The organism is Salipaludibacillus sp. CF4.18 (genome assembly GCF_051262595.1).
GTDB classification, from domain to species: domain Bacteria; phylum Bacillota; class Bacilli; order Bacillales; family Salisediminibacteriaceae; genus Salipaludibacillus; species Salipaludibacillus neizhouensis.
The window spans coordinates 1-24,554 of sequence record NZ_JBIMEV010000064.1 but is presented as its reverse complement, the minus strand read 5'-3'; the positions used below and the strand labels follow the sequence as shown (position 1 = coordinate 24,554).

26 protein-coding genes and 1 riboswitch are annotated in these 24,554 nt (G+C 37.5%); of the genes, 21 read left to right on the top strand and 5 right to left on the bottom strand.

Annotated elements, in window-relative coordinates; all coding sequences use genetic code 11:
* The first annotated feature begins 287 nt into the window (after positions 1–287).
* The gene (locus tag ACHABW_RS22695) at positions 288–1,478 is read left to right on the top strand and encodes an oligogalacturonate lyase family protein (RefSeq protein WP_435758861.1); all 1,191 of its coding nucleotides are present in this window, start codon (positions 288–290) and stop codon (positions 1,476–1,478) included.
* Between the two features lie 130 nt (positions 1,479–1,608).
* Here the strand turns inward: ACHABW_RS22695 and ACHABW_RS22690 are convergent, their stop codons facing one another.
* A complete protein-coding gene (locus ACHABW_RS22690; protein WP_110937055.1) occupies positions 1,609–1,836 on the bottom strand; it encodes a hypothetical protein in 228 nt (75 codons plus the stop codon).
* 218 nt (positions 1,837–2,054) lie between these two features.
* On the opposite strand from ACHABW_RS22690, the gene ACHABW_RS22685 reads away from it, so the two are divergent.
* On the top strand, positions 2,055–2,207 hold the full coding sequence (locus ACHABW_RS22685; RefSeq protein ID WP_183041148.1) for a hypothetical protein: 153 nt from the start codon (positions 2,055–2,057) through the stop codon (positions 2,205–2,207).
* 92 nt (positions 2,208–2,299) lie between these two features.
* On the opposite strand, the gene ACHABW_RS22680 is transcribed toward ACHABW_RS22685, so the two are convergent.
* Positions 2,300–2,713: a hypothetical protein gene (locus ACHABW_RS22680; RefSeq protein ID WP_435758858.1), complete on the bottom strand. Its 414-nt coding sequence runs from the start codon at positions 2,711–2,713 to the stop codon at positions 2,300–2,302.
* A 165-nt stretch (positions 2,714–2,878) separates the two neighbouring features.
* Positions 2,879–3,070, bottom strand: coding sequence for a hypothetical protein (locus tag ACHABW_RS22675; protein ID WP_435758856.1), 192 nt, complete (start codon positions 3,068–3,070; stop codon positions 2,879–2,881).
* Positions 3,071–3,270: 200 nt separating this feature from the next.
* Between ACHABW_RS22675 and htpG the strand changes: the two genes are divergently transcribed.
* From htpG to ACHABW_RS22655, 4 genes are all read left to right on the top strand, one after another.
* Positions 3,271–5,151 carry a molecular chaperone HtpG gene (htpG, locus tag ACHABW_RS22670; protein ID WP_435758854.1) on the top strand — a complete coding sequence of 627 codons (1,881 nt, stop codon included), beginning with the start codon at positions 3,271–3,273 and terminating at the stop codon, positions 5,149–5,151.
* Positions 5,152–5,513: 362 nt separating this feature from the next.
* Positions 5,514–5,714 carry a YjfB family protein gene (locus ACHABW_RS22665; protein ID WP_110937045.1) on the top strand — a complete coding sequence of 67 codons (201 nt, stop codon included), beginning with the start codon at positions 5,514–5,516 and terminating at the stop codon, positions 5,712–5,714.
* A gap of 240 nt (positions 5,715–5,954) precedes the next feature.
* Complete coding sequence (locus ACHABW_RS22660) at positions 5,955–6,740, top strand: VOC family protein (protein WP_435758852.1); 786 nt, start codon at positions 5,955–5,957, stop codon at positions 6,738–6,740.
* Positions 6,741–6,973: 233 nt separating this feature from the next.
* Positions 6,974–7,873, top strand: coding sequence for a diguanylate cyclase domain-containing protein (locus ACHABW_RS22655; RefSeq protein ID WP_435758850.1), 900 nt, complete (start codon positions 6,974–6,976; stop codon positions 7,871–7,873).
* A 141-nt stretch (positions 7,874–8,014) separates the two neighbouring features.
* Here ACHABW_RS22655 and ACHABW_RS22650 read toward each other — a convergent pair whose 3' ends face one another.
* Positions 8,015–8,473, bottom strand: a complete 459-nt coding sequence (locus tag ACHABW_RS22650; RefSeq protein ID WP_435758848.1) for a DUF1499 domain-containing protein — start codon at positions 8,471–8,473, stop codon at positions 8,015–8,017.
* Between the two features lie 216 nt (positions 8,474–8,689).
* Here ACHABW_RS22650 and ACHABW_RS22645 point away from each other — a divergent pair, with 216 nt between their 5' ends.
* Together ACHABW_RS22645 and ACHABW_RS22640 are read left to right on the top strand one after the other, a co-directional pair.
* Positions 8,690–9,658 (top strand): calcium/sodium antiporter, encoded by a 969-nt coding sequence (locus tag ACHABW_RS22645; RefSeq protein WP_435758865.1) that lies wholly within the window; start codon positions 8,690–8,692, stop codon positions 9,656–9,658.
* A 66-nt stretch (positions 9,659–9,724) separates the two neighbouring features.
* The gene (locus tag ACHABW_RS22640) at positions 9,725–10,189 is read left to right on the top strand and encodes a GNAT family N-acetyltransferase (protein WP_435758846.1); all 465 of its coding nucleotides are present in this window, start codon (positions 9,725–9,727) and stop codon (positions 10,187–10,189) included.
* 88 nt (positions 10,190–10,277) lie between these two features.
* On the opposite strand, the gene ACHABW_RS22635 is transcribed toward ACHABW_RS22640, so the two are convergent.
* A complete protein-coding gene (locus ACHABW_RS22635) occupies positions 10,278–11,954 on the bottom strand; it encodes a glycoside hydrolase family 13 protein (protein ID WP_435758844.1) in 1,677 nt (558 codons plus the stop codon).
* Between the two features lie 291 nt (positions 11,955–12,245).
* On the opposite strand from ACHABW_RS22635, the gene cobO reads away from it, so the two are divergent.
* The 13 genes from cobO to ACHABW_RS22570 all read left to right on the top strand — a co-directional run bounded on the left by cobO (position 12,246) and on the right by ACHABW_RS22570 (position 24,540).
* Positions 12,246–12,791: a cob(I)yrinic acid a,c-diamide adenosyltransferase gene (gene cobO, locus ACHABW_RS22630; protein ID WP_110937039.1), complete on the top strand. Its 546-nt coding sequence runs from the start codon at positions 12,246–12,248 to the stop codon at positions 12,789–12,791.
* A gap of 21 nt (positions 12,792–12,812) precedes the next feature.
* Positions 12,813–14,339: a cobyric acid synthase gene (locus ACHABW_RS22625; protein ID WP_435758841.1), complete on the top strand. Its 1,527-nt coding sequence runs from the start codon at positions 12,813–12,815 to the stop codon at positions 14,337–14,339.
* 17 nt (positions 14,340–14,356) lie between these two features.
* Complete coding sequence (cobT, locus tag ACHABW_RS22620; RefSeq protein ID WP_435758863.1) at positions 14,357–15,418, top strand: nicotinate-nucleotide--dimethylbenzimidazole phosphoribosyltransferase; 1,062 nt, start codon at positions 14,357–14,359, stop codon at positions 15,416–15,418.
* An 86-nt stretch (positions 15,419–15,504) separates the two neighbouring features.
* Positions 15,505–15,698: riboswitch (cobalamin riboswitch) on the top strand.
* Between the two features lie 165 nt (positions 15,699–15,863).
* On the top strand, positions 15,864–16,925 hold the full coding sequence (locus ACHABW_RS22615) for an ABC transporter substrate-binding protein (protein WP_435758839.1): 1,062 nt from the start codon (positions 15,864–15,866) through the stop codon (positions 16,923–16,925).
* Positions 16,891–17,961, top strand: a complete 1,071-nt coding sequence (locus tag ACHABW_RS22610) for a FecCD family ABC transporter permease (RefSeq protein WP_435758837.1) — start codon at positions 16,891–16,893, stop codon at positions 17,959–17,961. Before ACHABW_RS22615 ends, ACHABW_RS22610 begins: the two co-directional genes overlap by 35 nt.
* Positions 17,958–19,427 carry an adenosylcobinamide amidohydrolase gene (locus ACHABW_RS22605; protein ID WP_435758835.1) on the top strand — a complete coding sequence of 490 codons (1,470 nt, stop codon included), beginning with the start codon at positions 17,958–17,960 and terminating at the stop codon, positions 19,425–19,427. Before ACHABW_RS22610 ends, ACHABW_RS22605 begins: the two co-directional genes overlap by 4 nt.
* A gap of 2 nt (positions 19,428–19,429) precedes the next feature.
* The gene (gene cbiB, locus ACHABW_RS22600; protein ID WP_435758833.1) at positions 19,430–20,395 is read left to right on the top strand and encodes an adenosylcobinamide-phosphate synthase CbiB; all 966 of its coding nucleotides are present in this window, start codon (positions 19,430–19,432) and stop codon (positions 20,393–20,395) included.
* A gap of 13 nt (positions 20,396–20,408) precedes the next feature.
* Complete coding sequence (locus ACHABW_RS22595) at positions 20,409–21,494, top strand: pyridoxal phosphate-dependent aminotransferase (protein ID WP_435758831.1); 1,086 nt, start codon at positions 20,409–20,411, stop codon at positions 21,492–21,494.
* Positions 21,491–22,033 carry a bifunctional adenosylcobinamide kinase/adenosylcobinamide-phosphate guanylyltransferase gene (locus ACHABW_RS22590; protein ID WP_435758829.1) on the top strand — a complete coding sequence of 181 codons (543 nt, stop codon included), beginning with the start codon at positions 21,491–21,493 and terminating at the stop codon, positions 22,031–22,033. Before ACHABW_RS22595 ends, ACHABW_RS22590 begins: the two co-directional genes overlap by 4 nt.
* A gap of 6 nt (positions 22,034–22,039) precedes the next feature.
* Entirely contained in the window at positions 22,040–22,810 is a 771-nt protein-coding gene (gene cobS / locus ACHABW_RS22585; protein ID WP_435758827.1) for an adenosylcobinamide-GDP ribazoletransferase, read from the top strand.
* Positions 22,762–23,397: a histidine phosphatase family protein gene (locus ACHABW_RS22580; protein ID WP_435758825.1), complete on the top strand. Its 636-nt coding sequence runs from the start codon at positions 22,762–22,764 to the stop codon at positions 23,395–23,397. Before cobS ends, ACHABW_RS22580 begins: the two co-directional genes overlap by 49 nt.
* Entirely contained in the window at positions 23,355–23,780 is a 426-nt protein-coding gene (locus ACHABW_RS22575) for a bifunctional adenosylcobinamide kinase/adenosylcobinamide-phosphate guanylyltransferase (protein ID WP_435758823.1), read from the top strand. Before ACHABW_RS22580 ends, ACHABW_RS22575 begins: the two co-directional genes overlap by 43 nt.
* A gap of 226 nt (positions 23,781–24,006) precedes the next feature.
* Positions 24,007–24,540: a TetR/AcrR family transcriptional regulator gene (locus tag ACHABW_RS22570; protein WP_435758821.1), complete on the top strand. Its 534-nt coding sequence runs from the start codon at positions 24,007–24,009 to the stop codon at positions 24,538–24,540.
* The last annotated feature ends 14 nt before the right edge of the window (positions 24,541–24,554 follow it).

Here is a 24,554-nt window from a genome sequence, read left to right as displayed (position 1 = left end):
GCCGCCTTCGCTTCTTCGATTTATTTTGTTCAAAAAATAAAGTCAACATAAATAATTATTAGTTACTTGTTTTTTCACACCTCTTATCAAAATTGTTGTTTGGAAAAATCCGCGAGACTCCTGTGGAAGAATGATCCAAGCGAGACCCCGCAGAGCGTCAGTTTGCTCGAGGAGGCTCGAGGATCATCCTCGGAAAGGGAGTGGTAATTTTTCCAGACAACCTTCGATGATAACCGAGGAACAAGTTTTTTTTGATACGCTTAATATCGCAGATTGGAGTCGATGAAATGGGAAAAGGAGTCATTTATAAAAGTGAAATAGAAATAATTACAGATCCAGTATCCAAAACAAAGCTTAAAAAGCTATCCTCGGAACTATCTCATACGTTTCATCTTTATTTCACAAACGATGGATGGTACGAAAACAATACTAAATTAATTGTTGGATCTGATCGTGACAATGCAAGTAATTTATATAGTTTAGATATGCTTTCAGGAAACTTTACGCAACTCACAGAGTACACGAAAGAAGATGAAGCAGGAATTCAAGGAGCTTTTCTAGCAGCGGATGAGGAGAATGTCTTCTTAATCGTAAATAACGGCATTCGGTCGCTTCATTTACCTACACTTAAAGAAGAAAGTTACTATGAAGCACCTAACGGTTATCATTTGAGTAATTTGAGTCTGACAGCGGATGGAAAGGAAATCTTTTTTGCGCTTGTTCAAGATGTGTTGAGTAAAGAAGAACAATCATTAGGAAGTGGTTATTTAGGGTTTGAGGAGATTGAAAAGGCACGGCCGCATTCAAAAATTTTAGCACTGGAAATTGAGACGAAGAAAAGTCGGACCCTTCATGAAGAAAATCGTTGGATTGGACATGTGAACGCTTCTCCCACCCAATCACATTTGCTTAGTTTCTGTCATGAAGGCCCATGGGATCAAGTGGATCATCGTATTTGGATCTTTGATCTAAAAGAGAATAAAGCTTACAAGGTAGGCGAATTCGACACGAATCAATTTGCTGGTCATGAATACTGGCTAAAAAATGGAACTCACATTGGTTTTCATGGCTATAGTGACTCACTTGAGCAAAAAGAAGGAAAGTTTATCGGATCAATTAAATATGACCAAACAGAACAATCGCTACATTCCTTTCCTTATCAAAACATGCACATCCACTCTAATTCAGATCATTTGATAGTAGGAGACGGTCAACAGCGTTCAGCTTACCATGGGGAGTCTTTTAATGATTCCATCTTTCTGTGGGTAAAGGAGAAGAATGAATATAGTGGGCCTTATATCCTTTGTCAGCATCGAGGAAGTTTTCAATCACAAAAGGTTCATGTACATCCACGGTTATCTCCCGACGAAAAACACGTGTTATTTACAAGTGACATGGATGGCTACGGGCAGATTTACTTGGCTGAAATTCCTAGCAACATTAGGGATCTGCCACTGAAAAAGAATGAAAATCTATAAAAAAATTCTTTTAGGTTTGGTAGTCATCATACAAATTTGATATGCAAGGGAATAATGAAATCGGGTGTCAGTCAATGGACTGCACCCGATTTTATAACTATAAATCTCCTAAGCTATGAATAACTATAAACTATTTCTGGAAATATTCCATATCTTTCAGTAAAGCTTTGGAGTTGACATCATCTTCAATCACCATTTTAAGATCAGTTTTAAATGGGAGAGTATAAAGTGCAAGTAACGTTTTTGCATCGAACATTTGATTGTCACTATGAACCCAAATGTCATACGTATATTGCGTAGCTATCTTGTTCAATTTAATTACTTCATCATTGTTTTTAATTTGAAATTGAATAATCATTTTGCAACCCCCCTCTTTATGAATTATTATAAATCATTGTCATAAAATTGCAACAATGGATTGAGATTATGCGTTGTGGACAATAGACATCTATTTTTATTAGAATTTATATGCTGTCCTACTTCAACAGGTAAAAATTCATGATTAAATACTGTATAATAAGTATCCCTTTTCCAGAAACTAATATAAATCACGATTGAAAAAGAAAGGGGTACACTATGGGAAATAAAGAAAAGAAACCAGATAATCAATTCAAGGAGAACACGAATCACGGGGAACATAGAAATGGCAGGTTAGCGCAATTCAAAAACCATAATGAGAAAGCCGGAGAAGAACCAAACGAGTATATTTCTAAAAAGGATGAAGAATAGATCTTTTGAATATAAAGGGACTGAAGAGCTAAGTACAAACAAACTTACTTCTTTAGTCCCTTCATTCATGGTAAGGATTACTCTAACTATCCTTATTCAGGATATCGTATTGGAAGGAAATTTTTTTGATAGGTTTCATTTTTCATGCTAGCTAGTTTTTTTTTGTTTAAATCCACCATTTTTTCTGGATCTTTATGTTTTACTATTGGCATATTGGCAAGTTGTTCTTTCATTTCTGTCTCGTTTTCGGTCAATTGTACATAAAAAACTTTCTGGTTCTCATTCATTTTCTCCCACAAATCTTCCATTTTCATTTGGTCCTTCCAGTCTTTTAAAACAGCAAGATTATTCGCAATTTCTTTAATAATTTGATAATTTAACACGTCTATCGTCGCAGCTGTGTGAATAGCCAACTGTAATTCTTGATCTGTTACTTCCTTAATCTCTTTGAAATGCGAAAAATAGTCATTAAAAGTATGCTTTAACAAAGTTTGCTTTTGAAACAACGACTCAATTAGTAAATGACCTGCCTTCAATTTCTTGCTGGTAGCTTTTTTGGTTAACCCTAAAGGGACTTCAAAAAAATCCGAAGCTATCTCTGCTTGCAGGTGACCATTTTGATGAATTTGCTCTGCTAAACCATAGAAGCGAAAAAGTGTTCCTTGAGCTTCTCAGGCATCCCGTTCACTTTCTTCTGAGTCGGATAAAATTGCTGACCCCCGAACTTGCATTGATTTAGAATATAATATTAAGAAGTATCGCGTTTGAATAATCGTTCGATGAAAATGGTTTACAGTTATTTTTTCAAGCCATTTTTTATGCTGTTTTGCTCGTTTATGTACTCTTTTTAAAGTCTGATCCATTGATGCACCTCTCTTTTCTTTGTTAGATAGGGTATTTTTAGAAGATTCTGGACTCACCATTAAGGATAGTTTATCGTATATTTATTCCTACTGAAATATTGACATGTAAACTAGAATAAGTAAAATAATAGGTAAGATTAGCACTCGTAAGGTTAGAGTGCTAAAATTGATATATAGTTTGAAAAGAAGGAGAGATTTATATGGCTAGGAAAGAATTTAAAGCAGAGTCGAAGAGATTGTTAGAAATGATGATTAACTCGATTTATTCACAAAAAGAAATCTTTATTAGAGAGTTGATTTCAAATGCTAGTGATGCCATTGATAAAATGTATTACAAAGCTTTGACGGATGACTCAATTAGTTTTGAGCAAGAAAGCTACTACATAAAAGTTTCGACGGATAAAGAAAATCGTCTATTAACAATTTCAGATACTGGAATTGGTATGACGAAAGAAGAGATGGAGAGTAATCTTGGTACGATTGCCAAAAGTGGATCGTTAGCGTTTAAAAAAGAAACGGAAATCAAAGATGGTCACGATATCATCGGCCAATTTGGGGTAGGGTTTTATTCTTCATTTATGGTAGCTGATAATGTAACAGTAATAAGCAGAGCATCAGGCACTGATGAGGCATATAAGTGGGAATCCGATGGTACTGACGGTTATACGATTATTCCCTTTGAAAAAGATTCAGTTGGAACAGAGATTATTATTAAAATTCAAGAAAATACAGAAGATGAAAACTTTGATGAGTATCTGGATGAGTCCCGACTCAAGACAATCATCAAAAAGTACTCTGATTTCATTCGATATCCAATTAAAATGGATGTAACGGTGCAAAAACCAAAAGAGGATAATGAAGAGGAATTGGAAGATAGTGAAGAAGAACAAACGGTAAACAGTATGGTCCCAATTTGGCGCAAAAATAAGAGCGAGTTGACGACAGAGGATTATGAAAATTTCTATTCAGAAAAGCATTATGGTTTTGATAAACCGCTTAAGCATATTCATATTAGCGTAGACGGTACAATCAGATATCAATCGATTCTGTTTATTCCTGAAAGTATGCCTTATGATTATTATTCCAAGGAATTTGAAAAAGGCCTGGAGCTTTATTCGAACGGTGTGTTGATCATGGAGAAAAGTGCTGATCTGCTTCCTGACTATTTCGGTTTCGTTAAAGGAATGGTTGATTCAGAGGATTTATCGTTGAATATCTCAAGAGAAATGCTTCAGCATGACCGACAATTAAAAATGATAGCCAAAAACATTAAGACGAAAATTAAAAATCAATTGGAAAGTCTCCTAAAAGAAGACCGGGAAAAGTACGAGAAATTCTATGATTCCTTCGGTAGACAGTTAAAATATGGAGTGTACAGTGACTTTGGTGCTAATAAAGACACACTTCAAGATCTTTTAATGTTCTTCTCTTCGACAGAGAAGAAACAGGTCACTCTCGCTGAGTATGTAGCTAGAATGCCTGAAGATCAGAAGTATATTTACTATGCTTCCGGTGATTCCAATGAACGAATTGAAAAGATGCCACAAACAGAAATGGTTGCAGAAAAAGGCTTTGAAATTCTTTATTTCACTGAAGATGTGGATGAGTTCGCAATCAAAATGATCATGTCTTACAAAGAGAAAGAATTTAAATCTGTTTCCAGTGGTGATCTAGGCATTGACACAGAAGAAGATAAAAAGGATGCAGAAAAAGACGCTACTGAAAACAAAGAATTATTTGACCATATGAAATCAATTCTTTCAGGCAGAGTCAAAGATGTTCGTGTTTCAAAAAGATTGAAGTCTCATCCAGTTTGCTTGTCTGCTGATGGGGAAGTAACGATTGAAATGGAAAAAGTTCTTCAAGCGATGCCTGATAATCAAAATGTGAAAGCTGATAAGGTGTTGGAAATTAATATAAATCATGACGTTTTCAATTCATTGCAACAAGCATTTGACAATGATAAGGAAAAGTTAGATCTTTATACGAACCTGTTGTATAATCAAGCCCTTCTCATTGAAGGACTGCCTGTTTCAGACCCAGTTGAATTTACAAATGATATGTGTAAAATTATGATTTAAGCGAATAAGGTTAGGGGGAAGCATTCAATTGCTTCCCTTTTTTCGTGAGATGGAAAGTATAAGTTGACGATTTACTTTACGCTACACACATCAAGGGGAACCCCCCCCCCGAACCTTTTCATTTAGGATCTAGCACACAATTCAACGGTGCTACTCGTGGTGGCGAAAGCTATCACTGATTTAACATAATATCCATATTTAGGTAAAAAACTGTACTAAACTACAAATATACCCTCGTATCGTAATAATTATGTGTGTTAAAAATTAGAAAGTGGTACGATTATAGTAGTAAAATCCTTTTCTATACAACTTGTATTCTTTAAAGTATTAGTGAAAGGAAGACTACGTTTGGAGGTGTTTTTATGGATATTCCAGCTTTATCAATGGGAATGAGTCAAATGAATGTTCAACAGCAGGCAAGTCTGTCGTTGATGAAAAAAGCAATGGATACTTCAGATCAACAAGTAGATTTCGTTGCTGAAATGGTGGAACAGCCGTCCATTCAAAAGCTCGAGCAAGCCGCACAACCGCACTTAGGTGCGTCAGTAGATTTTAAAGCTTAATTTAACTTAGGAAAAAGGTGTGCCAAGGAGTTATTGGCACATCTTTTTTTAAAGACTGAAATGCAGTTTTCCTTAACAGGTAAGAAGACGTTTCGTAATTTTCCCCTTAAAGCTTAGGCACTTCTCTATCCAATTTTGATAGAACGTGGTAAAATTTATAGAATATGAAGTAACAGAATCTTTAGAAAATAAAAGAAACTATATTTAATAAATAATACGAGGAAAGAATGGGGTGGATCTATGTTACAACATGTTAATGCTGTGGTACTGTCGGTTCGAAATATTACTATTTCAAAAGAATTTTATGAGCAAAAGTTAGGCTTTGAATGCATTGATGAAGGTGATATTCGTGGGCACCGTTATGCCAGATATATTGTGGGCGAAGGACTTGCAAATCTAGAATTAATAGAAGTAACAGAAGAAGAGTTTCTGTCGAAAGATCTTGAAGGGGAACTTTCGCCATTTAACTTCTATACTCAAACCGTTGACACTTGCTTTGATCAACTGAAGAATAATGGTGTGGAAGTATTTAATTTCAAGGAATCACCATCCGTATTTACATTTGATTTCAAAGATCCAGACGGAAATATTCTTAATGTTTGTGAAGAAAGAGATTATAAGAATCCTTTTTATTCATCAATTAAAGAGGCATACGAAGAAAATAGTGAACATATTTTTGATGGGGTTGCAAGTGTTTTTCTTTCAACTAAAAATGTAGATAAATTAAGTGACTGGTTTCTTGAACTAGAGGGAATGAAGTTATTTGATGATTGGAATGATGGTAAAGGCTTAATTCTTCCATCAGGAATAAAAGGAGCTTCTATCGGAATTTTTATGGAAGAAGAAGCCAAAGTACGCACATCTATTTCAAAACCTAGTTCCATACCATTTATTTATTTTCAGTCTAACGAAATTGAGAAGGACTTTGAAAAATTTAAACGAAATAATGTGAGTGTAACGGCATTAATACATGGATGCTTTTATTTTACAGATATAGATGGTAATTTATTTGGAGTTAGAGAATAATTTTAATAGACATGATGAATTATCGGGGATTTTCTTACTTAAAGCTTTCAACAATAGGAGTTATCCGAACTTTATAAAAACATTACTAAATAAAAGCGATCTGGCTTACCGGGAATTATCTCTGAGCCAGATTTTCTTTATTCATTTGTTAATAATATAGTTACCGTGAGCGATAGCAAATTTATTCCTGTATGATTGAGAGGAGAATTTGTTAGTGAAGGGATTTGATAATCATGCTTAAAGAATTATTTGTAAACTTGCGCGATGAATTCCAAACTTTTATTGATTGTATGACAGATGCAGTTTTTGTGATGCAAGTATCAGAAGATGGATTTATATATGTTGCTGTTAATAAAGAAGGAAAAAGCAGAGCAAACATAACAGAGGATGTTATTGGAAAAAGTTTATTTGATGTTCTTCCAGAAGATGTTGCCGCCATACTTCATGAACAATATGAGGAAACGTGTGTGGAGAATCGACCAATGAGTTATGAATTCAAACGAATAAACGGATGTGTGGATGAGTCTATATTGTCACCAATTACATATAAATCAAATAACGTAGAGTTTGTCTTATGTATTACTAGAGATATTACCAAAAAGAAACTCTATGAAGAATATGTTGGCCATATGGCGTTTCACGATGCTCTCACAGGGCTGCCTAACCGAAATATGTTTAATAGAAAGCTAGAAGAAGAGTATTTACGATATATAGAAACAAAAGATCCTTTTACGATTATGTACTTAGATTTCGATGACTTCAAGCAAGTAAATGACCGTTTTGGGCACGAAGCAGGTGATGAACTGTTGCGTGAGTTTGCTATCAGACTAAAGAAATGTATGCGTTCTAAAGACACTATTGCTAGGATCGGTGGAGACGAGTTCACTGTGTTACTTCCGACATTAAAAGACGAAGAACAAGTGAATGCTATTGCGTTAAGGATGATTCATTCAATGGATGAACCTTGGGTTTATGAAGATGAAAAAGTTTTTGTGACAATAAGTATTGGGCTAACTTGGAGCGATGAGAATTCAAATCTGGCTGAAATGCTAAAGCGAGCGGATCAAGCTTTGTATAAAACTAAAAACCACGGTAAAAATAATTTTACTTGGTATGAAGCAGATAATGGATGAAGGCTTCAGAAGGCATAAATAGGACACTGAAAAAGAAATATCTTTTTTACAGTGCCCTTGAAAAGCTATAGCTGAGGACCTCACCGAAAGAAGGCACCTAGAGGTTTCAAATGGTATCATATCCTTTAAAACGAAAATAGACTAACTGTTTGCCAAGTATTTTTCTCGAATGGCATCGTATCTTTTTCTATTGACACCAATATCGGAATAGCCGATTCTGGAAACAGAGTGGTAATCAATCTGCTGATTGACAGTGTCAAAGAGGAATTCTACATCATCCTTGACTCGATGGTTTGGTGAAGTGAAAACCGCTGAGATATAATTTTCTTCAATATATATTGAAACGACATCTATCTCCTGTTCAAGTAATTCTTGAATAATTTGTTTTGAACGATGAATATCACCTTTAAATGGCAGAGGTTCAATCTGTTTTTTTTCCCTTGAATGGGCAAGTGAAGGATTCGGAGTAGATGAATCCTTTGGTATAGCGACTTCTTTGTCCTCAAGGCTGCTTGGTGAGGATTCTGTTTTGGTTTTTTTTACGAAAACAAGTAAAATTGAAAATATAAGTGTAGACAAACCAATGAGATATTTTTTCATAATTGCTCCTCCGATACTAAATGTAACTCTATTTTATTATACATACCCTTTCTTGCTAGTAGTACTCATGATTTACTGGTTACGTAAAATAATATGTTTTGTAGTAGGAAAAACGTTTCTAAATAGGTTTAACATAAGTCTTAAGTATGGAATAAATAGTGATTTAGAGCAAATAATAAGACCTTCTAGTGACAAAAGACAGGAAGGTGTTTAATGATGGTCTATTTATTTCTGGTGTTAGGATTTTTATTACTCATTAAAGGAGCAGATTGGTTTGTTACAGGAGCTTCTAAATTGGCACGGATTTTTGCCGTTCCACCATTATTAGTTGGGCTAACGATAGTCGCTTTTGGTACAGGTGCGCCTGAAGCGACTGTGAGTATTATTGCGGCATTAGAAGGGAATCCCGGTGTAACGATTGGAAATGTTATTGGAAGTAACATCATTAATATCGCAGGAGTTGTAGGTATAACTGCTATATTATTACCTCTAAAAGTTGAGGGACAAACAGTTCGTAAAGAGATACCATTTACACTCATTGCTAGTATTGCTTTGCTGGCATTGGTTGCGGATGTTGGGGTGGATGGAGAAGCATCTAATATGCTTTCACGCGGCGATGGATTAGTTCTGTTACTATTCTTTCTTATTTTCATGTATTATATTATTGAGTTAGCCCTGAACAGTCGAGATACCGCGATGGAATCGGGTGTCGAAAACAGATCTGCTAAGAGTGAAGCAAAATGGAAAAAAAGCAGTGTTTTTACCCTGCTAGGACTTGCAGCAGTAATTCTTGGTGGTTATTGGGTTGTAGAGAGCAGTACAGATATTGCTCTTCGATTTGGTATGAGTGAAACATTGGTAGGGTTAACGATTGTAGCTATTGGATCTTCGTTACCGGAATTTGTAACCTCCATTACTGCAGCATTGAAAAAATACAGCGATCTTGCTCTTGGTAATATTGTCGGCAGCTGTATTTTTAACATATTGTTTGTTCTAGGGGCATCCTCGATCATCTCACCATTGTTGATAGACGTTAAAATATTCACGGATACAGTAGTGATGATTCTTTTTACAGTTTTACTTCTAATATTTTCAAGGACTGGATGGAAAGTAGGAAGAGCGGAAGGTATCATATTTGTAGTTTTTTATCTGGGATATCTTTTCTATATTATTCTAAGAAATTAATGAAGCCAAAAACATCCTAACAAGTTACGTTTAGAGATTTCAATTTCATAAAGGGGAGAGCTACATATGGATTGGTATATAAAAAAGTTCCATGACTTAACTACATTGGAGCTTTATCAAATTTTACATGAAAGGGTGAACGTATTTGTTGTTGAACAAGAGTGTCCTTACCCGGAAATTGACAACAAAGATCAAGACTCATATCACCTTTTTGCAAAGGAAAATGATGAGATTATAACGTATGCAAGACTTCTTCCATTAGGAATAAGTTATGAAAAACATGCATCCATCGGCAGAGTGTTAGTGAGACATGATTACCGTAATACAGGCTTAGGTAAAAAACTAATGGAACGTGGTTTGGAATTCTTAAAAGAACAGCTTCATGAAAAGGAAATCAAACTGCAGGCGCAAGAATACGCGCAAAAGTTTTATGCATCGTTTGGATTCCGCCCAATCTCAGAGGTTTATCCAGAAGATGATATTCCACATATCGATATGCTATGGCAAGAAGAGGTGAAAAGAGAAGCTTAGAAAGGAAAAGCGCACTAGCCTAATAGGCTGGTGCGCTTAAGCGTTTTTGAAGCTAAACTTTCTAGTCAGTGCTAGCTTAGCTCTAGGATTAGGCTTTTCTTTTCAAATAAACTCTTGCCTCAAAGGGTTTCAAAGAAAGACTTTTCGTATCTTGGTGATCTGTAATTGGAAGGTTGTGTAACACAATTTCTTCACTGTTTATCGCGTTTTCTTTTGAATCAACTGACCATGTTGCTTCTTTATCTGTTAAATTAGAAATGATAATTGCAGTTTGACCATCAAGTTGACGTTTGTAAGAGAAAATATGCTCATCCTTTGCTAACAGTAAGTCATAAGAACCGTAAGTAAAGATAGAATTACGTTTCTTAAGTTGAATCATATCCTTGTGAAACTGAAGGATGGAGTTTTTATCTTGTGACTGTTTTTCAACATTTATTTCCGTAAAGTTCGGATTAACTTTGATCCAAGGACTTCCCTCAGAAAAACCAGCGTTCTTTTCACTAGACCACTGCATTGGAGTTCTGCTGTTATCACGTGATGTATTAGCAAGCGTATGGATGATATCTGTTTTTTCCACACCTGCTTCCATCTGTTCCTGATATAAATTTTTTGCAGCAACATCGCGGTAATCCTCAATGGATTGGAAATAACTGTTAGTCATTCCGATTTCTTGACCTTGATATATAAAAGGAGTACCTTTCATAAAGAAATACATTGTCGCAATTGAAGTTGCACTTTCACGCCAATATTCTTTGTCATTCCCCCATGTTGAGACAACACGTGCTTTGTCATGATTTTCAACGAAAAGAGCGTTCCAGCCGTCGTGTTCCAGGCCTTTTTGCCAGCGAGTCAGAACTTTCTTTAAACCAGGAATATCCAAACCAACATCTGGATTTGAGTCCCAAAGGTCAAGGTGCTCAAATTGAAAAACCATGTCCATTTTTCCAGTTTTACCAACCCATAAATGCGCCTCATCTACACTCACACCATTTGCTTCTCCAACGATTAATTTGTCGTCGTATTTTGCATAGGTTTGATCCTTGTATTCTTGCAAAAATGTATGGATTCCTTTTTGATTCATATGCATGTCAAAGGAAGATACATATTTTTTATGGAGAGGGTTAGGCATATCCGGAAAACCAGGTCTTTTTTTAATATGACTAATTGCATCTATCCTGAATCCGTCAACTCCTTTATCGAGCCACCAATTAACCATGTCATAAAGGGCGGAACGTACTTCAGAATTTTCCCAATTCAAATCAGGTTGTCTTCGAGAAAACACGTGAAGAAAATATTGATCCGTTTTTGAATCATACTCCCATGCAGACCCACCAAATATGCTTTCCCAGTTATTCGGCTCTTTTTCTTTTTTTCCGTCGCGCCAAATGTACCAGTCACGTTTAGGATTGGTTTTAGATGTTCGGGATTCTATGAACCAAGGGTGTTCATCGCTTGTATGATTCAAAACGAGGTCAATAATTAACCTAATTCCTCGCACATGACATTGTTCAAGAAGCTCATCAAAATCAGCCATAGTGCCAAAATCCTCTAAGATATCCTGATAATCAGAAATGTCATATCCATTGTCATCCAAAGGTGATTTGTACATAGGACAGATCCAAATAAAATTAATACCAAGGTCCTGTAAATAATCCAATCGTTGAATAATACCTTGAAGATCGCCAATCCCATCTCCATTACTATCTTGAAAACTACGGGGATACACTTGGTATCCAACAGCTTCTTTCCACCAAAATCTCTCCATTTTCTCCACCTCGTATATTCTATAATATAGATTTATTTTTTAAATTTTATAAAAGTGAAATTCTTTTGATATAATTTGTGCAAACGGTTTTCCACACTATTATCATACCGAAGCTTAGGCAGAAATACAATCTTGTTTCACTAAACTTCATAATAAAGTGTTGATGATATTACCTAATCCAACTACAATTACTTTAAGTTTTGGAAGTGCAAACAATAAGTTGGTTGCAAGAGTTAGTTATAAGATAGAATGAACTTATACATTTAGTATACAATTTTAGGAGGCAAAAAAATGAATGAACAGAAAAAACACGGTTTGACCCTCGTTTTTACAGGGCACGGAAAAGGTAAAACAACATCGGCATTAGGACTGGCTCTTCGAAGTATCGGGAGAGGAATGAGTGTTGGAATTTTTCAATTTATCAAATCGCCTGAGCGATCTTACGGAGAGCAAATTGCATTAAAAAAACTTGGTGTAGAAATGACACAGCTCGGCATTGGGTTCACATGGACTAAAACACCGGAAGAACATCGGGAAGCGTTAAGAATCGGATGGCCTAAAGCGAAAGCTGCGGTAATGAGTGGAGAATATGATGTCGTTATCTTGGATGAATTAAATAACGCGTTAGCACTGGAAAAGTTTCCAATTGACGATGTGTTACCTCTCACGGAAGTGATTGATATGATCAAGAACAGACCTAATCATGTTCACCTAGTGATTACTGGAAGAGATGCAAAAAAGGAGATCAAGGATATTGCAGACCTCGTTTCAGTGATGGAACCAGAAAAGCACTACTATGATGAAGGTATTCCAGCAGTGAAAGGGATTGAATTCTAAAAAGTGAAAGGGGGACTCAAGTTGGGTAAAAGCCAACCTCTCATGGTTCAAGGAACGCATTCGGATGCTGGAAAAAGTATTGTCGTTACTGCCTTATGTCGGATTTTTGCCGATAAAGGCTTTAAAACGGCTCCGTTTAAATCACAAAACATGGCATTAAATTCGTATATTACACTGGACGGAAAGGAAATTGGCCGTGCTCAAGGGGTTCAGGCTGAAGCGGCAAGGATTTTGGCTTCGACAAATATGAATCCGATTTTGATTAAACCTACCGGCGAAAGTCGATCCCAAATAGTTGTTCATGGAAAGCCATACCAAAACATGGAAGCCGATTCTTATCGAACGGACTTTTATGAACAAGGATTAATGCTTATTCGGGAATCTTACCAAGCGTTAACCCAAGAGTATGACAGGATAATTATAGAAGGAGCAGGAAGCCCGGCAGAGGTTAATTTAAATGATCGAGAGCTTGTCAATATGCGTGTGGCAAGGATGACAAATGCCCCAGTTGTCTTAGTTGGCGATATCGACAAGGGAGGGGTATTCGCTAGTCTGGTTGGTACATTACAGCTTCTTGATCCTGAAGACAGAAAACGCGTTATTGGAGTAATTATCAACAAATTCAGAGGTGATCTTTCATTATTGGAACCAGGATTAAAATGGTTTGAAGAATACACAAGCCTTCCAGTCTTAGGAGTGATTCCTCACGTAAAAGATTTGAATATTGAAGCGGAAGATTCTGTCGTTTTGGATACATATACAGCTTTAAAAGATACGACAAAGGATATCGATATCGCGGTTATACAATATCCGAGAATCTCTAATTTCACAGATATTGATCCACTGTTTCAAGAGGAAGACTGTCATGTTCGGTTTGTGAAAAAGAAAGAGGAAATTGGACAGCCGGATTTGATCATTATGCCTGGAAGTAAAAATACAATAGAAGATCTGGAATTTCTTCGAGCACTAGGTATGGCCGATAAGATTATCACCCTTGTGGAAACAGGCAAAAGCTCAATTATCGGCATATGTGGAGGGTATCAAATGCTGGGGGAGAAAATAGAAGATTCATTTGGGATTGAATCAGCCACGAAAGAAACGAATGGGTTAGGGTTGATCAAAGGGTTACATACTCAACTCTTAGAAGAAAAGGTGACGATTCTGTCAGAAGGAAATGCACGATACTCCAATCGTGAACTTCCTGTAAAAGGATTTGAAATACATATGGGTGATTCCACATATGAGGACAAATATTCATTACCGTTTATACAATTAGCAGACGGTCGTCATGATGGTTTTATTCAAGCAGATCAACGCTGTATAGGTACGTATTTCCATCATATCTTTCACAATGATTTATTACGGATAGAAATTCTAAACGATCTAAGAACCAGATTAGGTTTACCACCTATCCATGATAGAAAGCCGTTCGAGGCTATTAAAGAAAAAGCGTTCTCAGATTTGGCAATGGTTGTTGAAAAAAGTCTGGATATGGCCTTGATTGAAAAGAAGATGAAAGAGTTTTCGGATTCGGAAAGGGACAACTAGGATGGAGGGGCTAGATGATGGAACAAACAATTAAAAAAATTAAGGCCGTCGATAAATCGATAACAAAGGAAGTTGAAGCATATTTGGATACGTTGACAAAGCCGCCCGGTAGTTTAGGGAAATTAGAAGAGTTGGTCGTTCAATTAGCGGAAATAACAGGAGAAAATTTTCCACAAGTGACTCCACCGGCTATTATCGTTTTTGCTGGAGATCATGGAGTGGTTAACGAAGGGGTATCAGCATTTCCTCAAGCGGTAACTGCACAAATGGTTCATAATTTCCTGGACGGAGGATCAGCGATAAATGTTTTGGCGAATCAGTTAGGAGCCTTTTTGGAAGTTGTTGATGTCGGTGTCGCTGAAACCATTACCAGGGATGGTCTTGTCAAAGAGAAAATCGGTTTTGGTACGAAAAATTTTGCTGAAGAGGATGCTTTGACAAAAGTAGAAGTAGAAAAGGCAATACGTGTAGGAATTAACATGTCTGAAAAAGTGATCGGTCAAGGTGCTAAAAGCTTGATTCTTGGAGAAATGGGCATCGGAAACACAACAAGCAGTAGTGCAATCTTAGCTGCCGTTAGTGGGGCAGAAGTATTAAAGGTTGTTGGGACTGGCACAGGGATTTCTTCAGAAACGTTAATTAAAAAGCAGCGTGTTATTGAACAAGCACTTGCAGATCGTCGTCCGGCAAAGGATGACCCTTTGGATATTTTAGCAAAAGTAGGTGGTCTGGAAATTGCAGCAATGGTTGGTGCGATGCTAGGTGGTGCTTCTCGACAAACACCAATTCTCGTTGATGGATTTATCTCAACAGTAGCTGCGATTTTAGCGACTAAATTATGCAGTAACGTAAGAGAATATTTAATTTTTGGACATCACTCACAAGAGGCTGGCCATACATTTGCATTAGCATTACTAGATGCGAAACCATTATTGAACTTGAATTTCAGATTAGGGGAAGGGACAGGGGCTGCAATGGCTTTTCCTATCTTAGAAGCCTCTACCAGAATCTTGCGTGAAATGGCTACGTTTTCTTCTGCAGGTGTCTCTGACGCGGAGAAAGGAAACGCTGAAAATTAAATTTACTTTTTGTAAAAACTAACTTATAATGACTGATAGAGCAAAGAAGCAAATTACATATAGAACAAATAGGTTCCCTTTATATTAACGAAAGTTCGCGTAGCGGCTTTTGCTAAACGTAAAGGGTGAAAAGGGAAGTTGGTGAAAATCCAACACGGTCCCGCCACTGTAAACGTCTAGAATCTGTTTAGCAATTCCACTGTGCTGTCGGCATGGGAAGGAGAAACGGATTTTCCAAAAAGACGTGAGTCAGGAGACCTGCCTATTCGTTTTTAAGCTCCTTCGAGGAAAGGAAGTTTAAAATGCATGGCATTTTCTGTTATTATTAATAGAATTTTTATTGTCAAACCCCGTCTACACACATGCATTTTATTCTTAGTGCCTTTCCTTATGGATTTGCGCTTTTTTTGTTTTATTTACAGATAGTTAAGAGGAGGAAACAAAAATGACAGGTATGATTAAAAAATGGGGACAAGGAAGTTTAATTTTCATGGGTGCAGTGAGTATGCTCGTTGCATGTGGTAATAACGGTAATACAAATACTGAGGTAGAAGAGACTACGAATGAAGCCGCAGTAGACACGGAAGAAAACGAAAATACGGCAGCTAATAACTCGAATGAAACAACGGAAAACAATGGCGCGAATGAAACGGCAGATGCTGAAGAATTTCCGGTAACAGTAACAGATGATGCTGGTAACGAGGTAACGATCGAATCTGAACCAGAATCCATCGTATCACTTCAGCCAAGTAATACGGAAATCTCTTTTGCACTTGGTTTAGGCGATAAGTTTGTAGGAGTTTCCGAATATGATAATTATCCTCCCGAAGTGGAAGATATTGAAGTTGTAGGGGCGCAGGATATGGATGCCGAGCTCATTTTATCGTTGGCACCTGATTTAGCTCTTGTAACGGATTATCATTTTGAGAATCACCCAGAAATTCTTGAGCAGTATGAAGAGGCAGGGATTGATGTTCTTGTAATTGGGGGAGCTACATCTTTCGAGGGTGCTTATGATTCCATGCGTCTTATCGGCGATGCGACTGGTACATTGGAAGAAGCAGAAGCGATTATTGAAGATATGGAAGAAAGACTCACTGCTTTAACAGAAGCGACTAGTGACATCCCAGAAGATGAAAGAAAAAAGGTTTGGATAGAAGTTGCACCATCACCTGATATCTTTACAACCGGGACAGGTACGTTCATGCATGAAATGCTTGAAGCTATTCATGCAGTAAACGCTGCCGAGGACCAAGAGGGATGGGTTAGCTTAACGGAAGAAGAAATCGTTACGTTAAACCCTGATGTGATCGTAACTACGTACGGATACTATGTGGAAGATCCGATTGCAGAAGTAACATCACGAGAAGGTTGGGATAATGTTCCCGCTGTAGCAAACGATGAAATTTATGACGTGGACAGCGATGCAGTAACTAGACCGGGGCCTCGTTTAATTGAAGGAGTGGAGACACTTGCAGAAGTTATCTACCCGGAAGTTTTTGAATAATAGAGTAGTATGGTTATACATTTTCAGTGGGGGGCTTGTACTTAGTACAATCCTCCTTGGTTTGTTTTACAGTAGTGTTACGATCCCAATCCCGACAATCTTACATATCATTGCAGATCAAACGCTAGGTTTAGGGTGGATGCAGGAAGTTCCAGGTAATGAAGAAGCGATTATTTGGAATATCAGGTTTCCAAGGGTACTATTAGCATTTTTTGTAGGTGCCTCGCTTGCGTTAGCAGGGGCAGCTTTTCAAGGATTGTTAAGAAATCCATTGGCGGATCCTTATACGATTGGGGTTTCATCAGGTGCAGCTTTAGGTGCTGTGTTTGTGATCTTTTTCCAATTCACTATTATTGGTTTGGGGAATTTCACATTACCAATCGTGTCTATTGTCTGTGGATTTTTGACACTCATGCTCGTTTTTGGCTTGGTGAGACTAAGCAGTCGAAGCATGGCCATCGAAACGATTATTTTAGCAGGAATTATTATTGGGGCATTTTTAGGCTCTATTATTTCTTTAATTATTGCTTTGGGCGATAGGGATTCGATGATGCAAATCATTTATTGGCTTTATGGTAGTGTAGGAATGAGAGGTTGGAGTTATGTTCAACTTATTGTTCCGTTTATGCTAGCAGGATCGTTTATGCTGATTATCCATTATCGGGAGTTGAATGCATTGGCGTTAGGCGAAGATGCTGCGGAGCATATCGGCGTGAATGTAAAAAAGGGTAAGATCTTTATTTTAGTCGGAGCATCTTTATTAACGGGGGCTTCTGTCGCTGTTTCTGGTTCCATTGGATTTGTTGGATTAGTGATCCCACATTTGGTGAGGCTTGTTACTGGACCAAATCATCGACATGTTCTCCCTTTATCTATGCTTGTGGGAGGATCCTTTCTTATTCTGGCTGACATCCTTGCCAGAACAATTATAGCACCAAAAGAGCTTCCTATCGGTGTGATTACAGCACTAATAGGTGCGCCATTATTTGCATTCTTGCTTATCAGAGACCGAGTTGGAAGGGGGAAAACGAGATGATTGAAGTGAAAAATCTTTCTGGAGGATATTCAGCCGATGATCCAATTGTTAAAGGACTTAATTTTGATATACAACAAGGAGAGTTTTTTGGGCTCCTCGGACCAAATGGAAGTGGAAAAACAACACTTTTTAAGTTGATCACGGGAACGTTGCCTTTGACGAGCGGTGAGATATTACTGGACAATACATCTTTGTTTTCCCTTTCTAAACTGGAAAAGGCACGCAAAATAGCAGTTCTTACACAGGAATCGCATGTATCCTTTGATTTTACCGTAGAGGAAATTGTTAGTTTAGGACGCTATGCTTTTCAAAAGGGTATTCTTAAAAGCTTGTCTAAGTATGATAAGAACATCATCAGTGATGTGATGGAATTAGCGAATGTTACACAGTACCGGTTTAAACAATTCCGGTTACTAAGCGGTGGGGAAAAACAACGGGTATTACTTGCGAAAGCATTAGCACAAGAACCTCTATTACTATTATTGGATGAACCGACCAATCATTTGGATATTAAACACTCCTTATATATGCTGGATTTATTGAAAGAATGGCAACGAACGAAGCAGTTAACCATTTTTTCCATTTTACACGATATTAATATTGCTGCGCTATATGCGGACCGAATTGCATTATTGCATGAGGGAACTTTTTTAGATATTGGAGAAGTTGAAGTACTTAGAAAAAAAGATCAGCTTAACAAATTATATGAGGTAGACATTCGCACGCAGTCCCATCCGAAAGTACCGAAACCACAGATCTTAATGACACCTAGAAATGAAGTATCAGTAACACGAATGGAACTCGGGAAAGCCTATCAAATGAAGCAGAATGATGATTTTATCCATCTTGAATTTGATCAACCGTTACGTACGATCTCAAACGGTGTGGTTGGAGAAGGGATTCAATGGGTAAAACATTATTGTAATTTTCACGTAGATAAAAATTATGATTGTTCTTCTCCGAAGGAAGAATTAGAAGGATGGATGAGAGATAATGGTATACCTCCTGAGCAGGCTGTAGGAATGATGACGGCGGTACAGTTAAAATATGCGGTAGTCAGAACTGCAAAGATAGAAAACATCCAATTTATTACCGTGGTAACTGCAGGAGTAGGCAACGCCGTAGATATTTCTCAAGAGGGAGACTATGAAAGAGAATACAAAATAGGTACAATTAACACAATGGTTTTTGTAGATGCCCATTTAACCGATGGTGCGTTAGTAAATGCTTGTATGTCGGCTACTGAAGCAAAAACAAAGGCTTTAAGTGATTTAAAAGTGAAAGACCCTTTCACTAATACGATAGCTACAAGCACATCGACAGACAGTCTTCTTATTGGAGTGACGCAACAGGGAGAAGCAACCCCCTATGCCGGTTCAGGTACATTTGTCGGAAAAGGGATTGGACGAATGGTATATGAAGCTACTAGAGAAGCCATTGAATCTGAGTTAAAAAGGAAGATATAGCTGTGTTAGAAATAGTTGTTTCATCGAGTGTCATTATTTTATGTATGGCAATTATTCTGGATCTGCTCATTGGAGATCCGAAATGGCTTCCTCATCCGGTCATCGGTATTGGGAAGCTTATTTTATTATTAGAGAAACGTTGGAATGCCGGTTCGTCTAAAAGAAGAAAAGGATTAGGGGTTCTTTTAACTTTTACGGTGATAGGGACTGTATATGCTCTCTCCTTATCGATGGTTTTACTAGCATTTAAACTACATATTGCGTTAGGGATTTTCCTGGAAACCTACATGATTTTTACGACAATCGCGATTAAAGGTCTTCGGAAAGCAGCTTTACGTGTTTACGTCCCATTATCTCAAGGAGACTATCCGACAGCACGTTATCAATTAAGTATGATAGTTGGAAGAGATACGCAAGATCTGTCAGAATCTGAAATAGTCAGAGGAACGGTTGAAACGCTTGCAGAGAACACCGTTGACGGAATAACTGCACCGCTCTTTTGGGCATTTGTTGGGGGAGCGCCGTTAGCAATGGCCTATCGCGCCGTTAATACCTTAGATTCGGTGGTCGGCTATAAAAATGAGAAATTTCATGATTTCGGTTGGGCCTCTGCCCGCTTGGACGATATCGCTAATTGGTTACCGGCTAGAATAACTTCCGGTTCATTTTGGTTGTCCTCTTTGTTTATAAAAGGGGCGAACAGAAAACTTGCTCTTCAAATAACATTCAGAGATGCTAAAAAGCACCCTAGCCCAAATGGAGGATGGTCCGAGGCGATGGTAGCAGGTCTCATGGGTATTCAACTCGGCGGCATAAACTATTATGATGGCATTATCTCAAGACGGGCTGAAATGGGAGATCCGTTAAGAGAATTGGAAGGTAAGGATATTAAAAAAGCCATAGTATTTATGCATGGGGGCTGGATCGTCTTTTACATTATTTTAAGTGTTTTAATCAGCATCATTTAAAGGAGGATTTCATATGAAATGGCCAAGTCATGGTGGACAACCAGAGGCATTAAGGAAGAGCCTCGATTTTTCCATGCCGAGCGACGTAATTGATTTCAGTGCTAATATTAATCCTTTAGGACCGCCAATATGGATGAAAAAAGAGCTAGGAAAACATTTTTCTGAACTGATAAAATACCCCGATCCGACGTATTTTAAGGCGAGAAAAAGTTTGGCGTTTTCTGAGGACTTGCAACCTGATCAAGTTTTGGTTACAAACGGTGGTGCAGAGGCGATTTTCTTAATCGCCAAATTGTTTGAAGGCAAACAAGCAATAGTCGTCCATCCGACATTTTTAGAATATGAACGAGCGTGTTTTCACTATCATCTAAAAGTGAAGGATGCCTTTTTTTCACTAGACGAGGAGTTCGAACTGCCAATAGATAAAATGATAATGGAATGTAAAACAACGGATGTTATGTTTCTCTGTCGTCCGAATAATCCCTCAGGAACGATTGTAAAAGAAGAAACGGTTCGAAGGTTATTGATAGAAGGGAAAAAGCATGATACATATATCGTTGTAGATGAAGCTTTTGTCGATTTTTTGTCTGGTGAGGAAGCAAGCTTGTCTGGACTTTTAAGCGATTATGAAAATCTGATTATATTAAGGTCTATGACAAAAATGTATGCGATACCTGGGCTAAGAGTCGGATATATATTAGCAGATAAGAAGATTATAAAACAGGCTGGAGACGGACAAATCCCTTGGAGCGTGAATACTTTGGCCGCAAATTTTATACCAGGGATGGTTGAGGACAAGCTATTTTTAGAGACGACTAAAACGTGGTTACAAACGGAATTAACCTTTTTACGCGAGGAACTAGACAAGTTGAATTTCTATATGTCGTCCACACATGTTAACTTTTACTTGTTGCGGGACCGAGAATTTCCGATGGAGATAGATCTTTTGTTTAAACATTTATTAAAGGCGGGGATCGTAGCGAGGCATACGTTTAATTTCAAAGGTTTGGATGGTCATTTCCTTAGGCTGGCAGTCAGGTCTTCCCGTGAAAACAAGGTTTTACTTGAGGCATTAAAAAGCTGGAGAGCGAAGCAATGATCGTATTTATCTCTGGCGGAGCACGATCGGGTAAAAGTGGTCTAGCAGAAAGATTAGCACTTTCCGGCTGTGAGAATGAAAAAGGGAATTTAACTATGTCTAAACTTGTCTACTTGGCAACTTCAAAACGGAGTGACAAGGAAATGGAGGACAGAATTACACGCCATCAAAAAGAAAGGTCGGCCACTTGGGAGACCTTAGAAGAACCAGTTGACCTCGTGTCAGTTTTAAAACAGGCAGAGACTGATAGTGTCATTTTACTGGACTGCTTAACAATCTGGTTAAGTAACGTCATGTTTCATGAAAACTATCATGAGGAAGTGATAAAGACAATAATTAGCGATGTGATTAAGCAGGTGAAAATAAAGAATATTTGCTTATTTATCGTTTCTAATGATGTGAATGAAGAAATTCCTCATGAAAGTGATGTCGTGAATCGATACATCTATACGTTGGAAAAAATACACCATCAATTAACAGCGGAAGCGAGAGAAGTAATACAGGTGATTGCTGGCATACCTGTTTACTGGAAAGGCTAAGTTACTATGAAAAATTCTATGTATGGCTTTTTATTAGCAGTGCAATTTTTGACGAGACTACCTGTTCCGGTCACTTGTCCATGGAATGAAAAAACAAGTCGTTGGGCGATACGATTTTATCCCTTAGTAGGGATGATAGTTGGGTTTATTTTAGCGGGGGGATGGGTTTTACTGAAGGATTTTATCCCTTCCGAGATACTAGCTTTATGTATTATTTCTTTATGGGTCTGGCTAACGGGGGGGCTTCATCTGGATGGATTGATGGATGTGGCAGATGCAGTTGGCTCGAATGCTCCATTAAAGAAAAAGTGGGAAATAATGAAGGATCCGCATGTCGGAAGCTTTGGAATCATTGCCTTGTTATTTGTGTTGGCATGGAAAGTGGTCTTGGTATTTGAACTTCAATTAGCCGAGATAAATGACATAACGATTATACTGGTGATGCTAGGAATTATCGGCTTTGCTCGTTTTCATGCCGTGTTGCTTTTAGGCGTATTTCCTTCTGCAAAAACAAGTGGTTTAGCATGGGAATGGAAAAAGAATCTAACTATTTTTGATATTTTCTTTTCTTTTTTACCATTAGTAATACTATGTGTATTTGCACCGAATGTCATATTCCTTGGTCTAGCATATGGTTTGTTTATCCTCGTTTATGGTGTCTGGATGATGAAAACATTTAAGGGGACGAATGGAGATTTAATAGGAACTGCAATTGAAGGAGGAGAATTATGGGGGCTACTCAGCGTTTGGATATTTTTCTTGTACGGCATGGGATAACAAAATGGAATCAGGATAAAAGATATTTAGGACATTCGGATGAGTCTGTTTTACCAGGAGTTTTTGAAGAAATGTCGGAGCTAAAACAAGAGCTGAATAAATATTCATTTGATACTATTTTTACGAGTGATTTAAAACGGTGCCGGGAAACATCTGATTATTTGGTTGGCAATAAGCTAAACGAGTGCATTGTAGATCAACGATTGAGGGAGCTGCACTTTGGTGAATGGGAAGGCAAAACGTATGAAGAATTAAAAACGAATCATGTCTATCGGAATTGGATTGACGACTGGGAAAGTTACAATCCTCCTACTGGAGAAACAGCTATTCAATTTAAATCCCGAATCAACGAATTTCTCGGTGAAGTCTATGAAAAAGCGCAATCTAAGACGTGTAATCATAATCAAGTGCTCGTAATTACGCACGGAGGAGTAATTAAATATATTCTTTCCTCACTAAAAGAGTCTTCTTCCATTTGGGATTTCAAGATCAAACATGGAAATGGTGTCCGAATTTCGCTTGAATATCAAGAAGGAGGTTGGCTGTGCAACTCTATATCGGAGGTTCCTACGCCGGAAAAAGAATAGCAGTAAATAAAAGATATGAAAACTCCAGTTGGCTATCCAGTTATAATGGGAATCTTCTTTTAGATTGGAAATCAACATGGCTGAGAAACACACATCTCGTGATAGAAGGTTGGGAATACTGGTTAAAAGAAAGCATACATAGCACAGAGATAGATAAGATTCGTCAACAATACAAGCTGTTATTTCAAGAAATACTGGAAGAAGAGGCGAAACGGGATGAAACGGTGATCCTCATTATGTTGGAAATCGGCAAAGGAATCGTACCAATTAATGAAACAGACCGTAAATTAAGGGATGTTGCCGGCTGGATACAGCAGGATGCTGCTGAAGCAGCAAAAGAAGTTTTCTATGTTTGGCATGGACTAGAAAAGAGATTGAAATAACAGGCACATTTCATGTGTGGATTAACGGGATGATATTGATTCACATTAGTAGAAAGTAAACCTAAAATTAGATAAGACTATTCCCCCTTTGATTACCATAAATATAATATTTATCCATAATAAATAAGGAAACATGTTGTAATAAAACCGTCCAGGTAGTATAGTAAAATCATTGATTTTGATATAAAAGAAAAGACGAGGTGCATTTTCTTTAAAGGAGAATATTATGGGTAGAAATTCTAGGAAAATAGATATTTTGAATGCTGCTTCGAAAATTGTTGGGGAAAAGGGAATCTTTAATTTAACGTTGGAAGCCGTTGCTTTAGAAGCAGGTTTCAGTAAAGGTGGACTCCTATATCATTACCCATCGAAAGAAGCTTTAGTTAAAGGAATGGTGGAACATTTAGCTAGTAACTATCGTGAAAAAATTGAGTTAAGTGCAACAGAAGACCCGGTTGAAAGAGGAAAATGGACACGTGCTTACGTAAATGTAACATTTACTCAGTCCTATAAAAATAAAAATGTGAACTCCGTACTATTAGCTGCAAAAGCGGTGGATGCAAAATTATTAGATCCAATTCGGGAGCTTTATAAGGAATGGCAAGATAAACTTGAAAACGATGGGATTGATCCTACGAAAGCAACAATTATTCGGCTAGCATCGGACGGAATCTGGTTATCCGAACTATTTGACATTGAACCACTGGATGATATTGAAAAAGAAAGAGTGTTCAAAGAGTTAATTGATTGGACAAAATAAGAAGCTTTGTAAAA